This window comes from Azospirillum lipoferum, assembly GCF_024170005.1.
Taxonomy (GTDB): Bacteria; Pseudomonadota; Alphaproteobacteria; order Azospirillales; family Azospirillaceae; genus Azospirillum; species Azospirillum lipoferum.
On the sequence record NZ_JALJXJ010000016.1, the window covers coordinates 135,841 to 149,039 of the forward strand.

The following is a 13,199-nucleotide window of genomic DNA, read 5'->3' on the forward strand; positions in this document are numbered from 1 at the left end:
TTCCGTTCTTCCTGCCGTCATCGCCCTCAACCGGCTTGCCTTCGGTCCACGGCCCGCGGATCTCGAAGCCGGAAGTTCTGGGTTGGATCGCCCGGACTGGCTGGCCCGCTGGCTCGACCAGCAACTTTCTCCCCCCGATCCTTCCTCTGGCGACAATGATGATCCCGAGGTCGAGCGCCATCTCGCCGCGGCGAAGCTGCGCATCCGCTATCCCGCCGGGGACGGCTGGGAGGCGGTGGACGAGGAGCGGCCGCTGGCCTGCCTGGGCCAGCCGATCGAGGCGCTGTGGCCGCTGGCCGCCAACCGTCCCGCGGTCGCCGGGCCGGAGCGGCAGAGGCCGCGGCTGGAGGTCGCCGCCGCCACCCTGATCCGCGCCGTCCACAGCCGCTGGCAGCTGCGCGAGGTGCTGGTCGATTTCTGGCACAACCATTTCAACGTCAATGCGGCGGGCGAGCCGGCGGTGGCGGCGGCCCTGCCGGTCTATGACCGCGCCGTGATCCGCCGGCATGCTCTGGGCAATTTCCGCGCCTTCCTGGAGGCGGTGGCGACCAGCAGCGCCATGCAGGTCTATCTGAACAACCGCTCGTCCCGCGCCGGTGCCGCCAACGAGAATTACGCCCGCGAGCTGTTCGAGCTGCACACGCTGGGGCGCGACGCCTATCTGAACGCGCTGTACAACCGCTGGCGCGACGTGCCGGGGGCGCTGCGCAGCGCGCCGGACGGCTACATCGACCAGGATGTCTACGAGGCCGCCCGCGCCTTCACCGGCTGGACGCTGGAGGACGGCGCCGGGCTGGGCGGCGACGCCAAGCTGCCGGTGACCGGCCGCTTCACCTATGTCGAGGGCTGGCACGACGGCTATCAGAAACGGGTGCTGGGCCGGGAATTCGACCCCTTCCAGTCGCCGATGGCCGACGGCCACCGGGTGCTCGATCTCGTCGCCGACCATCCGGCGACCGCCCGCAACCTCTGCACCGCGCTGTGCCGCCGGCTGGTGGCCGACGATCCGCCGCCCGGGCTGGTCGCCCTGGCGGCGCGGGTGTGGACGGAGAACCGCAGCAAGCCGGACCAGATCGCCCGCGTCGTCCGCGCCATCGCCCTCTCTCCCGACTTCGCGCAGGTCCGCGACGCCAAGGTGAAGCGCCCGCTGGAACTGGTGGCGTCCTTCGCCCGCGGCACCGGCATCGACCTCGTCCCCACCAACCCGTTGTTGGGCGAGCTGGACGGCAGCGGCCAGCGGCTGTTCGGCTGGCCTGCCCCGACCGGCCATCCCGACCGGATGGAGGCCTGGCTGGGGGCCGCCGCCATGCGCCGGCGCTGGGGGCTGCTGCTCGGGCTGGCGGAGAACCGCTGGGAGACCGGGGCGATCGACCTCGCCGCCCGCTTCCCGGCCCCGCTGCCGGCCGCGGCGGCGGTCGACCGCTGGCAGGGGATGCTGCAGGACGGCGAGCCGGAGCCGGCGACCACCGCCGCCATCCTGTCCGGCATGGGGCTGGCGGCCGACGCCATGCTGACGCCCGGCACGAAGGCCGGCGACGACCGGCTGCGCCGGGTCGCCGCCTTCGTGGCGATGGCGCCGCGCTTCAACCAGCGTTGACGGAGACCTGAGCCATGACGATCTCTCGCCGCACTGTGATGCGGGGCGGGCTGGCGGCCGGACTCGGCTTGGCCGGGGGCAGTCTGACGGGGCTGCCCGGTGTCCGCAGCCTCGCCTTCGCTGCCGATGCTTCGGGTGAGGCCCCGGCCGGGACGTTGGGGGCCGGGACTCTGGTGGTGGTGGTGTTCCTGCGCGGCGGGGCGGACATGCTGGCGCTGGTGGCGCCGGCCGACGATCCCGACTACCGCGCCGCGCGGACGCCGGAACTGCGGGTGGCGGCCGAGGGGCCGAGGGCCGGCATCCGGCTGGAGCAGACGCTGGCGCCGGCCCTCGACTTCCGCCTGCATCCGGACGCTGCCCCGCTGGCCGAGCTTTATGCCGCCCGTCGGCTCGCCATCGTCCATGCGGTCGGGCTGACCGACGGCACCCGCAGCCATTTCGTCGCCCAGGACCTGATGGAGCGCGGCATCGCCCGTGAGGAGGACCTCGCCCGCACCGGGACCGGCTGGGTCGCCCGCTGGCTGGACGCCGAGAGGCTGGGGCGGGTTCCGGCCATCGGGACGGCTTCGGCGCCGGCTGCCGCCCTGGCCGGGATGGGCGGGGCGCTTGCCGTGCCCGACCTGCGCGGCGGATTGGCTCCTCCCGGCGGGCCGCAGGCGGCGGCGGTGCTGGCGGCGCTGTCCCGGCAGGGCGACGGCGCCTATGAGCGGGCGGCGCGGGCGGCACTCGACGGGCTGTCCATGGTCGACGGCCGGCTGCCGCGGCAGCCGGACGGCAAGGTCGCCGCCTATGAGGCGGAGGGCGGGGCCGTCTATGAGGAGACCGAGGCCGGGCGGGCTCTGCAGACGGTGGCGCGCGTGTTGAAGATGGACATCGGCCTGCGGGTGGCCTGCGTCGATGTCGGCGGTTGGGACACCCACGAGAACCAGCAGGGGCGCTTCGCCACCGCCGTCGGCCAGCTGTCGCGAGCCATCGCCGCCTTCCATGCCGACACCCAGCGCTATGAGCGCGACCTGACAATGGTGGTGATGAGCGAGTTTGGCCGGCGCCTGCGCGGCAACCGCAGCCAGGGCACCGACCACGGCCACGGTGGCGCCATGCTGGTGCTGGGCGGCCGGGTGGCGGGCGGGCGCCTGCTGGGCCGCTGGCCGGGGCTGGCCAGCCACCAGCTGGACCGCGGCGTCGATCTGGCGGTCACCACCGATTACCGGACAATTCTGTCGGAGTTGATCGGCGCACCGGCGGCGCGCAGTTTTCCGGGGTTCCAGTCGAAGCCGCTGGGGGTACTGTTGGCGTGACGCTGCCCGGCGGCGCGGAACGGACTTGATGAGGAGCAACCGGATGCCGGCCTTCGCCGCCAACCTGACCATGATGTTCACCGAATGGGCCTTTCTCGACCGCTTCGACGCGGCGGCTGAGGCCGGCTTCACGGCGGTGGAGTATCTGTTCCCCTACGACCACCCGCCCGAGGCGATCGCCGCGCGGCTGGAACGCAACCGCCTGACCCAGGCCCTGTTCAACCTGCCGCCGGGCGACTGGGCGGCGGGCGAGCGTGGGCTGGCGGCGCTGCCCGACCGGTTCGACGCGGTGAGGGCCGGCGTCGAGCGCGCGCTGGACTATGCCGGGGCGACCGGCTGCACCCGGCTTCACCTGATGGCCGGTCTCGCCGACCGTGCCGATCCCGCGGCGCGGGCGAGTTACGTCCGGGCCGTGGAGCATGCCGCCGGACGCCTTGCCGAAAAGGGCATCGACCTGCTGCTGGAGCCGATCAACGGGCGCGACATGCCCGGCTATTTCCTGAACGACTTCGCCGAGGCCGAGACGCTGATCGCCACGCTCGGCCTGGCGAACCTGAGGCTGCAGTTCGACGTCTACCACCGCCAGATTCTGCATGGCGACGTCACCATGGCGCTGCGCCGGCTGATGCCGATGATCGGGCACATCCAGATCGCCGGCGTGCCGTCCCGCCATGAACCGGACGGCGAGGAGCTGAATTATCCCTTCCTGTTCGCGGAGCTGGACCGGCTGGGCTATGCCGGCTTCGTCGGCTGCGAGTACCGCCCGCGCGCCGGCACGGTCGAAGGACTTGGCTGGGGGCTGGGCTGGCTGACGCCCGGGCTAGGAAGAGCCGGCTTTTTTCCGGGGTGACGGGCTCAACTCGCTCCTTGCCTCCGTCATCTCAACGCCGCCGAGCCGCGCGAAGCGCCGGTGGATGGCCTCGCCGAGAACCGTCACCGGCTGGCGCTCTTCCGTGAGTGCCGCACGCAGAATGTGGCGGGCCTCATCCTCCATGGAGCGGCCGTGATGGGCGGCACGGTCCGCAGCCGGGCTTTCACAAAAGGTCTTCGATGTTTCGGATCGTGAGGCTGGCCATCCTGCGCTCCTGAGCCTGTTGGAGAGAAGGTTGGTCCGTGATTGCATCGATGCCAATGTGAGCGCGCTGCCCTCTACATCCACTCCCGCCCGTCCATGTCCTGGTAGACGCGGAACCGATCGCGCACCGCCAGCCAGTCCTCGGCCAGCATCTCGAAGATGTGCAGGTCGATCTCCTGCCCGTCCTTCACCACCTGACGCTTCAGCACGCCGACCGGGCGGTAGCCGATCATCGGCTGGCCTTTCAGCAGGCGGGGGCTGTTGGTGCCCAGGATGTGGTTCACCACCTTGCGCAGCCCCAGCGTGAAGAAGACGTGGTTCAGCATGTAGGCGAAGTTCAGCGGGGCCGCCCCCATCCGCCCTGCCCGCTCGCCCATCAGCACGCCGATGGTGGCGATCCGCCAGTCCGGCTCGGTGATGGTGATGGAGACATGGCCGGCCGGCACGCCGTCGACGCAGAGGATGCGGTGGACATAGTCGTCCCGTTCCGCACAGCGCCGCAGCCACGCCTTCTGCCGCTCCACGTCATAGGGGACTTGGGTCAGCATCTGGCCGGCGATGTCGGGCCGGGTGCGCCAGTCGAGCAGCAGTTCGGCGTGATCCTCCGTCGGTTCGATGAAGGTCAGGGCGCCGCTCACGCCATTTCTCCCAACTGCCGCAGCATCGCTTGATGGAAGTCGAGGATGCGGCGTTCGCGCCGGCCGTAGATGCCGGTGATGTGGGGAAGGTCGGCGATGCCCGGCCGGCCCTGCTGCACCGCCTCGCAGACCGGGCGGTCCTCGGCGATCACGGTGCTGGCGGACTCGATCAGATAGGCGGCGGTGGAGCGGTGGAAGGCCTGCTCGCGTGCCGTTTCCAGCCGGGTGGTGGGCAGGAACAGCTGCCACCGCAGGATTGAGGCGTCGGAGGCGACGGGGTCGACCCGGTGGGGGATCACCGTGGCGCCGTAGAAGGTCGCCAGATAGAAGTTCGGGAAGATGAAGGTGTGGCGGTAGAAGGACTCAAGGGCGAAGCGGCGCATGCGCAGCTTGGCATCCAGCTTCGCCCACCAGCCGGCGGTGCCGTCGGCCAGCAGCCAGCGGGAATCGCTGTTGGCGCCGTGGCGCTCGGTGACGAGGTGGTTCTGCCAGTCGGGATGCACCGCGGGGTGGATGGTATCGGGATGGACGGTGGAGCCGTGGAAATCGTCCATCGTGTTCTCGACCATCGCCTTCCAGTTGGCCTGGAACGCGATGCCGACGGGGGGCTGCGGGTTCAGGCAGTTGGCCGACATCATCGCCAGCCGCTCGCCATAGGGCGCCAGATGCTGGGCCAGGGTTGGACCGCCCTCTTGCGCCACGCGGGCGAAGACCAGGGCGCCGCAGCGGTCGATCTGCAAGGGCCGCACCCGTTCCCCGTCGCGGCACACCCCCTCCATCGCCTCGCCGCGGCGGTGCAGTTCGAAGCGCAGGCCGGCCATCTCGGCGGTCAGGAGGTTGGTGTCGTCGAACACGCCCATGTAGAGCCAGCAGCGGCCGAAGACCCGCTCGCGCTCCTGCGCGAAGGCCTCTTCGGTCCAGAAATGGCTGTGGGGGAGGAAGGCGCCGGTTTCGGGGATGACGCTCCGGGCGGGATGCGCGCTCATGCCGGCAGCTCCGCGTCAGCGGTGGCGGGATGGAGGGTGACGGTGCGGGAGAAGCGCTGGTCGGCACCGGGCGGGGAAGCACTGTGCAGGACAAGCACGCGGTCCGGCGCCAGATGCAGGCGCAGGTTGGCGGCCTCGATCGTCTCCCAATCCTCCGCCGGCTCTGCCGTTTCGCCGTGGCGGGGGAACGCGTCGGACAGGGCCGCCAGCCGGGCGAACAGGGCCGCACCCAACTCCTCCTCCAGCGACGGGCCGTCGGCGGCGACCCGGACGAAGACCAGCCGGCCGCACTGGGCCAGCGAGGCCGGGTGCAGGGCCAGCCGCCGGCGCTCCCCGGCTTCCAGCTGGAAGTCGGTCGGGTTGAAGGGCAACCCCACCGGCACGCCGTCGGCGTCGAAGCTCCAGCCGTGATAGGGGCAGCGCAGTGGACCGCAGCCCGCCGGCTCGCCATGGATCACGGCGAAGCGGTGGGTGCAGACGTTGCGGAAGGCGACCACCCGTCCCTTGATGTTCTGGGCCACCAGCGGCACCGCCCCCACCCGCGTTGTGGCGAAGGCGTTGGGGCTGGCGAGGTCGTCCGCCATGCAGAGGTGGAACCAGCGGTTTTCGGGAGCGCCGTTCTGCATTGCGGGCCTCAGGCGGTGCGGCCGCCGTCCACCGTGACGATGGACCCGGTCATCCAGCGGCTGGTGTCGGCGAGCAGATAGGCGATCATGTGGGCGATGTCGTCGGGATGGCCGAAGCCCAGCGGCTGGAGCGTGCGCAGATGCTCGTACTGCTCGGCGGTCAGCTTCTGCTTGCCGCGTTCGATCAGCTCGGTCTCGACGATCGAGGGGACCACGCAGTTGACGCGGATGCCGTCGCTCAGCAATTCCACCGCCAGCCCCTTGGTGGCGGCGATGATGCCGCCCTTGCTGGCGGCATAGACGACGTTGCCCGGCGAGGCCGCCGTCGCGGCGGTGGAGGAGATCAGCGCCATCGCCGCCCGCTCGGCATGGCACCCTTTCTGCCGCAGCCCGCGGGCGAGCGCCAAGGCGCTGCCCAGGTTGGCCCGCATCACCTCGTCGAAGAAGGCGGCGGAGAAGATGCGGATCGGCCGCAGGGTCTGGATGCCGGCGCAGTGCGCGATGCCGTCGAAGGGCGCATCGTCGGCGCACAGCCCCTTCACCCAGCCGGGCACCGCTTCCAGATCCGACAGGTCGAAGGGGGCGATGGCGTGGTCGTCGCCTTCCAGACGGCCCTCGAGTCTGTCCGCGGTCTCGGCCAGCCGCTCCTCGTCGCGGCCGTTCAGCACCAGCCGTGCGCCGAGCTTCGCCAGCACCACCGCCGTCGCCCGGCCGATCCCGGCCGACGCTCCGGTCACCAGGATGCGGCGGCCGGTCAGGTCCATGGGGTTATAGGCGGCTGTCATGGCGGAAGAATCCTGGTTGGTGGCATGTCAGATGCGGACCATAGCACAGGCGCGACATGCTCCCCGCTGCGGCTTTTTCGAAGGGTGGCGGATGGTGCCTGGCCGGGCTCCGCCCGGGGCGCCGGACACTGCTATTGTCTGAAATCAAGGATCTGGAAACCAGTTCCCCGCCACTCTGCGCTATGGTGCCGGGCACCAACTCTCGAACGCATCCCACATCGGGCCGCGAACACGCGAAGGACAGGACAGCCATGAAAGCCATCATCGACGGCATCCGGATCGCCGGCCTGCGCGCGGTGGTGCCGCCCCAGCGCCATTCCTTCGTCGAGGATCCGGGCATGTTCACGGTGGAGGAGGCGAAGAAACTGGCCGCCACCATCGGTGTCCAGGAACGTCGCGTGCTGCCGCCGCCCTATTGCGCGTCGGACCTCTGCCTCGCCGCGGCGGAAGGGCTGATGCAGCAGCTGGGCTGGGACCCGGCGACGGTGGAGGTGCTGGTCTTCGTCTCGCAGGACGCCGATTACGTGCTGCCGGCGACCGCCTGCATCATGCAGCACCGGCTGGGGCTGCCGACCAGTGCGGCGGCTTTCGACGTGCCGCTGGGCTGCTCCGGCTATGTCTACGGCTTGTGGATCGCGGCGAAGCTGCTGGGCGGGTCGACGGCCAGACGGGCGCTGGTGCTGTGCGGCGACAACGCCACCCGCCACCTCCACCCGGAGGACCGCGCCACCCTGCCGCTGTTCGGCGACGCCGGCTCCGCCACCGCGCTGGAGGTCGATGCGGAGGCCGCGCCGATCCCGGTGGTGATCGGCACCGATGGGAAGGGCGCGCCGCACATCTTCGTCAAGGCCGGCGGCAAGCGCCATTGCCTGATCCCGCCGGTGGCTTCCGGGGGCCGGGTCGCCGATGCCGATGCCGCGGCGCAGCTGGAGCGCGATTCGCGCCTGACCCTTAACGGGGCGGAGGTCTTCGCCTTCACGCTGCGCGCGGTGCCGCCGCTGCTGCGCGAGACGATGGAACATGCCGGGACCGATGTGGACGGCATCGACTGGTTCGTCCTGCACCAGGCCAACGCCTTCATGCTGGAACATCTGCGGAAAAGGGTGAAGGCGCCGGCGGAGAAGTTCGTCATCGACATGCAGGGCTTCGGCAACACCAGCTCCGCCTCCATCCCGCTGGCGATTTGCCACAGCCTGGGCGCCAGCGTGGCGTCTGGCCGCCGCCGCACCCTGATGGCAGGGTTCGGGGTGGGCTGGTCCTGGGGCGCGATGGTCGCCGATCTGGGGCCGATGCCCGAGCCGCAGGTGGTCGACCTGCCCGACGGCTATCCGGTGCTGGCGGTGGGGTGATCAGATGGTGCCTGTTTCAGCTTTTCCCATCTTCGAAACCTGCTCTCCGCCAGGATTATCGCTTGCAATCCTGAGTCATTTGTTCTTCTGTAAATCTGCGTAAATGGTGTCAAGAACCAAATCATTGACTGAATGATTTTCTCGGAGATGTCGTCGCTGCAAGCGAAAGTGGTCAGATTTTATTCAAGAATTCTTTTGTGTTATTAACGTAAGGAGATGATCTTATGGGTATGTCTTTTTCTGAGGCCGAAAGAATTCTTCGACTTGAAAACGATGGCCTGCTTCCGCCGCAGGCCGTAATCGCCGAGCTCGGTTCCCAAGAGTTTATGCCTTCTCTTGGGGCCGAGAAGATAAAGGAATTGCTTGACCTTGGGAAAAGACAAGAAAATGTCAGTGATTTTGGGGAAATCCGCTATGCAAGCAAATTGTATGAGGCATTGGGATACTCTTCAGTGAGCTTCGATTTGGTCGATGCTCCAGCAACACGCCGTCTGGATCTCAACACTGATTCCGTTCCGGTGGAATTTTTCGGTAAATCAGATCTGACGACAAATTTTGGAACAACTGAACATATAATAAACCAATATAATTGCTTTAAATTCATACATGATATAACCCGTTGCGGTGGTTTGATGTGGCATTCTCTCCCTTCATCAGACTATTATGGTCATGGATTTTTTAAGTATGACCCAAATTTCTTTTTCTCTTTGGTTTGGGCAAACGATTATCATATAATTGATTGGGGTATTTCTTCAAGAGTAAAGATGCCTCCTCAAGTAAAAACCCCGGATTACCTGTTCGATGCTGGCATGCCGCACATGGAGCCTTTTGCCAGCAGTGTGACCTTCATTTTGCAGAAGCGTTTCGACCGCCCCTTCGTTCCTCCGATCGACTCCCCGGTTTCGTTTGCCAGCCGTGCGCTTTTCCATATTCGCAATGCTCCGCCGACTGGCCGGCTGCTTGTCTATGGGGCTGGTGGAATGGGACAGTCTCTGGTCGCTGCCCTTCAGGAGAGTGGTTTTGCGGTTGCCGGATTCATCGACACCTATAAGGCCGGTGAATGCGCAGGGCTACCGATTCACCGTTTCGAGGACTATCGTCAGCAAGCCAAGCCGGATGACCGCATCATCATTGCTTCCGACTTCGCTCCGGAAATCAAAGGGTTGCTTTCACAGAACGGAATCGGCTGGTTCCTCGCGCTGGGCGGTGCATAAGTGCTGCTTCCGCCGCTACCTTCCACGTGACGAGGACGGCATCCATCCGGGCTACCCGGTGCTGGCGGTGTAGGGCCGTAAAGGAAGCGCTTCCGCCAGCCGGTAAATTCGCAAAGAACCGAGAAGGCTGTCCTGAGGGCCGACTGCGACGCCTTCGATCCGTGTCCGATTGTTCCAGTGGGTAACGGACAAGCTTCTCCCTCCGAGCGTGGTTACCCGGCGGTGCTGGCGGAGTTTTGCGAGAGGCCAGTCTCCGGCGAGCAGATGTTCGGTGGCAAAGGCCGACAATGAAGCGATCTCGTCGTCCAGCCGTTCCCGCAAAGCATCCTCTTCCGGCAGCAGCAGCGTGATCGGGCCGGCGGGAATGGTCAGATGGCGGCAGGTGGACGGGTCGCGCAACAGCCTCCCCAGGAGCGTAGCCAGCACCGGAGCACCATCGCCGGCGGTCTCGATCACATGGCGGAAGATTTGGTAGCGGTCCAGGGCATCGGTGATTCGCTTCGAGAACGCCTCCATCCGGCGCCACCGCCGCTCGCTCGACTCGTCGCCGCGAAAGCGGATGGCGTGGGTGAAGTAGTCCTGCATGCGCGTGTTGGCGTTCACGCCCATCCACGCGGCTAGCAGCGGCAGCGTCAGAGGATGATGGTTATGGCTGCTCACGTGAAGCCGGGGACTGACCTCGATCACGGCGAAATCGTCGGTGTCTCTGACGAACTCGACGTCATCGGGGTTGGGATAGGCGCGGTCAACGAAGTCCTGGTCCACGGAACGTGATGGTGCGACCCCGTCGGGCACCGATGCGATCAGGAATGGCTGGGGATGGAAGGACCGACGCAGAAAGGAACGCGCACCGACCTTCCAGCTGACATGATGAGGCCATGTCGTTGCGACCGGCATTCCCCAGAACCGCACCATGTCGTGGACGTGCATAGTGTCGCTGCCCAGACCGATCAGCACACGATGAGGAATGTCCAGCGCGACATCCCGCCGCCATGGCGTCACGGCCGACAGCATGTCCTCACGGACGGTGCGGATGCCGGCGAACATCACGCAACGGACACCCGCTCCGGCACGCTCGACCAGATGGGAAAGCGCCCGGTTGCCCCACACATGATCCGGCTGATCGAACAGCCACGCGGTCCCGGTCTCGGCGCATTCCTTCAGAATCCGGGCATGCACCACGTTCATGCGGCCGATGGTGTCGGAATAATCGCCCGGCCCGGCCCTGTCGGTCAGGATCTCGATCCGGCAGGGAACGATCGTCTGCAACGCCCGATACACCGGGTGCGCCTGGATGACGGCGGCATCCGACGCGGTGGTGTAGATCGCATGCTCTATCGCGATGCCGCCTGAAACCAGGGCCGGCAGGTTTCCGGGGGCGAGCAGGCTCGGCAGGTTCAGCATCAGCATGCTGTCCACATAAGCCGTGCCCCACACGCATTTCGCCAGCAGGAACCTCAACGCTTCTCCTCCGGCTCCCGCCACCAGCTTTGACTGAAAACGACGCTCCGCCGCCATTCCTGAGGGTCGGCCGGCGTCCGCCAGGGAGCCTGCCAGCCGTGGAGCCCGCTTCCGCCGGCCAGCACTGGCCGTAGAAGCTCCAGGCTTTTCGGCAGGGCCGCGAGGAATTCCGTTTCGGCCAAGTGCCGGGCCAGCCTGTCCGCCTGTCCAAGGCACAGAAGAGCCACGGCGTGGTTGATGGCTGCATGACGCTGGCGGGGATCCTCGCCTAACGCCAGGCGGAAGGCATCGGCGGCGCTGTCCAGGCTACCGGTCGTGAACCGGATCACGCCCACATCGTTCCACAGTGCCGCCGAGGGGTGCAGGGTCAGGGCGCGCCAAGCGGCAACGACGGCGCGGCAGGCCGCCTCGCTCTTCCCATCTGTCGGCCTGCTGGTCCGTCCGGCTCGGAAACGGTGGAACTGATCGGTCGTGTGGTCGACGGCAGCGATCTCGTTCAGGATCTGCGCTTCGGCCATGAAGGCCCGCCAGCTGGACGGATCCAGGGCCTGCGCCCTGCGGCTGCAGGCCAAAGCGCGGTCCATCGTGGCGTTGGACAGCATGCAGGCCCAGGCGGTCAGCAGGAGCCACCGCAGCGAGTTGGGAAAGGCCGCAGGCAGATCCAGCCAGAACCGGCCGAGCGACGGCCCCATTCCATCCCGAATTACGGCCTCGGACAGCTCGAACCACCAGTCCAGACGCCAGGGCGCGGCATGGATGGCGCGCTGCAGATCGGCATATCCGGCAGCGTGGTCACCGTTCATGCGATGCAGCCGGGCGGTTGCCCATGACAGTATAGCGGCGGCGTCCCCTGCCGTTCCTTGGGCGGCCCCAGGAGAAGCCGCATCCGATACCGATCCGGCGGCCGGCCCCTGCTGACCGCCGGATCGGAGAAGGGCGCGCAAGGCGGTGCGGACGGGAAAGCGGAAGGGGTCGTCCGGCAGCGGAGCGATCCGGCGGGCCGCGTCGTCATAACGCTCCAGCTGAAGGTAAATCTGCACCAGCCACTCCGGGGCAAGAGCCGCGGTGTCAGGGGCAGTTTCGACCATCGCCATAAACGGGGTGGCTCGGTCGGTCCGGCCTGCCTGCAGCCACCGCCCGACCAGTGCCAGAGCGGCGTGCCCGGGAGCCATCCGGCAGGCATCGCGGACGATCGGATGATCGCCGGCTGTCTCCAGAGCGGCCTTTTCTGAAACGTCGCCGATCCAGCCATGAAGGTGGCATAGGGCCGCGACCCTGGCGTTCGCCGGAGACGACGGTCCTCCAGCCCCCTGCCCCGTTTCCTGCCGGCGATCCATGCGCGTCGACCGGTTCAGGGCTTTACCAGATAGGCGGCCGGCGCATTCGTCCAGTCGAAGGTCTGTAGGCGAAGGCCGGGATTCTCCGCCAGGAACTCGTCGACCGCCTGGGTTTCGCCCGGCCATTCGGGAATACCGTATTCGTCGAACAGCATCACGCCGCCGCGACTTAGGCGCGGCCAGAAAGCCGAGAGCGCCGCCTTGGTCGGTGCATACAGGTCGCAGTCGAAATGGATCAGGGAGAAACGCACCCCGGGATTTTGTTCCACGAAGGTCCCGGCGGTCTCGGCGATGTCGCCATGCACCAGCTTGATCCGTGGCTTCCAGGGGATGAAGCGGTCGCGGTCGAAGATGGCGATGGCGTTCAGCAGTTCCTCATGATGGGCTTCCGGCGAAAAGCCGCCGATGGTCTTGTGGGCGCTGCCGTCGGCGCGGCCATCTTCCGGGGTGAAGCCGGTGAAGCCCTGCCAGTTGTCGAAGCCGTAGACCGTCTTGGTGCGGTCGCCGATGCAGAAGGACTCCAGAAGATTTGCCCAGGTCATGAGGCCTAGCCCGCGGTAGACACCCAGTTCGGCGATGTCCCCGGGAATGCCCAGCGTCAGTCGGAACAGTTCGGTATGTGCCAGGAACCGTTTCAGCAGCTGGCGCCTTGCCAGGACCGGAAAATGCCGGACGGCGTCCAGGGGGGAAATGCCGAACCGGTCGCAATGTGCGGCGAGTTCTGCCTCGACATCGCCGTCTATGCCGGTCTTCTTGAAACCGTCGAAAGGCTGGTTCTCCGTCATGGTCTTCCGTATCGGCGCTTCCGGCGGACCACGATGGCCCATCCGCGG

13 protein-coding genes are annotated in these 13,199 nt (G+C 67.2%); 5 read left to right on the top strand and 8 right to left on the bottom strand.

Going from position 1 to position 13,199, the window contains the following annotated elements; genetic code table 11:
* Positions 1 to 82 precede the first annotated feature (82 nt).
* The 3 genes from J2848_RS29255 to otnI are packed head-to-tail and all read left to right on the top strand — an operon-like array spanning position 83 to position 3,745.
* Entirely contained in the window at positions 83 to 1,597 is a 1,515-nt protein-coding gene (locus J2848_RS29255; RefSeq protein WP_246194081.1) for a DUF1800 domain-containing protein, read from the top strand.
* A gap of 14 nt (positions 1,598 to 1,611) precedes the next feature.
* Positions 1,612 to 2,895, top strand: a complete 1,284-nt coding sequence (locus J2848_RS29260; protein WP_149233433.1) for a DUF1501 domain-containing protein — start codon at positions 1,612 to 1,614, stop codon at positions 2,893 to 2,895.
* A gap of 28 nt (positions 2,896 to 2,923) precedes the next feature.
* Positions 2,924 to 3,745 (top strand): 2-oxo-tetronate isomerase, encoded by an 822-nt coding sequence (gene otnI, locus J2848_RS29265; protein WP_412506504.1) that lies wholly within the window; start codon positions 2,924 to 2,926, stop codon positions 3,743 to 3,745.
* On the opposite strand, the gene J2848_RS36305 is transcribed toward otnI, so the two are convergent.
* From J2848_RS36305 to J2848_RS29290, 5 genes are read right to left on the bottom strand one after another with little or no spacing between them, the layout of a single operon-like run.
* A complete protein-coding gene (locus tag J2848_RS36305) occupies positions 3,716 to 4,018 on the bottom strand; it encodes a FitA-like ribbon-helix-helix domain-containing protein (RefSeq protein ID WP_412506546.1) in 303 nt (100 codons plus the stop codon). The two genes, otnI and J2848_RS36305, sit on opposite strands and share 30 nt — an antisense overlap.
* A 26-nt stretch (positions 4,019 to 4,044) precedes the next feature.
* On the bottom strand, positions 4,045 to 4,608 hold the full coding sequence (locus J2848_RS29275) for a GNAT family N-acetyltransferase (protein WP_149233432.1): 564 nt from the start codon (positions 4,606 to 4,608) through the stop codon (positions 4,045 to 4,047).
* Complete coding sequence (locus tag J2848_RS29280) at positions 4,605 to 5,594, bottom strand: RHO alpha subunit C-terminal catalytic domain-containing protein (RefSeq protein ID WP_149233431.1); 990 nt, start codon at positions 5,592 to 5,594, stop codon at positions 4,605 to 4,607. Before J2848_RS29280 ends, J2848_RS29275 begins: the two co-directional genes overlap by 4 nt.
* Positions 5,591 to 6,220 (bottom strand): Rieske 2Fe-2S domain-containing protein, encoded by a 630-nt coding sequence (locus tag J2848_RS29285; RefSeq protein WP_149233430.1) that lies wholly within the window; start codon positions 6,218 to 6,220, stop codon positions 5,591 to 5,593. Before J2848_RS29285 ends, J2848_RS29280 begins: the two co-directional genes overlap by 4 nt.
* An 8-nt stretch (positions 6,221 to 6,228) precedes the next feature.
* Positions 6,229 to 7,005 (bottom strand): SDR family NAD(P)-dependent oxidoreductase, encoded by a 777-nt coding sequence (locus J2848_RS29290; RefSeq protein WP_149233429.1) that lies wholly within the window; start codon positions 7,003 to 7,005, stop codon positions 6,229 to 6,231.
* Positions 7,006 to 7,256: 251 nt separating this feature from the next.
* Here J2848_RS29290 and J2848_RS29295 point away from each other — a divergent pair, with 251 nt between their 5' ends.
* On the top strand, positions 7,257 to 8,354 hold the full coding sequence (locus J2848_RS29295) for a 3-oxoacyl-ACP synthase III family protein (RefSeq protein WP_149233428.1): 1,098 nt from the start codon (positions 7,257 to 7,259) through the stop codon (positions 8,352 to 8,354).
* Between the two features lie 224 nt (positions 8,355 to 8,578).
* A complete protein-coding gene (locus J2848_RS29300) occupies positions 8,579 to 9,568 on the top strand; it encodes a hypothetical protein (protein WP_149233427.1) in 990 nt (329 codons plus the stop codon).
* Positions 9,569 to 9,619: 51 nt separating this feature from the next.
* On the opposite strand, the gene J2848_RS29305 is transcribed toward J2848_RS29300, so the two are convergent.
* Genes J2848_RS29305 through J2848_RS29315 form a run of 3 tightly spaced genes read right to left on the bottom strand, consistent with a single transcriptional unit; the run spans position 9,620 to position 13,151 of the window.
* Positions 9,620 to 11,029 carry a fasciclin domain-containing protein gene (locus J2848_RS29305; protein ID WP_149233426.1) on the bottom strand — a complete coding sequence of 470 codons (1,410 nt, stop codon included), beginning with the start codon at positions 11,027 to 11,029 and terminating at the stop codon, positions 9,620 to 9,622.
* Positions 11,026 to 12,366 (bottom strand): tetratricopeptide repeat protein, encoded by a 1,341-nt coding sequence (locus J2848_RS29310; RefSeq protein ID WP_149233425.1) that lies wholly within the window; start codon positions 12,364 to 12,366, stop codon positions 11,026 to 11,028. The genes J2848_RS29305 and J2848_RS29310 overlap by 4 nt, the downstream gene beginning before the upstream one ends.
* A 14-nt stretch (positions 12,367 to 12,380) precedes the next feature.
* Positions 12,381 to 13,151, bottom strand: a complete 771-nt coding sequence (locus J2848_RS29315) for a TylF/MycF/NovP-related O-methyltransferase (RefSeq protein WP_149233424.1) — start codon at positions 13,149 to 13,151, stop codon at positions 12,381 to 12,383.
* Positions 13,152 to 13,199 lie beyond the last annotated feature (48 nt).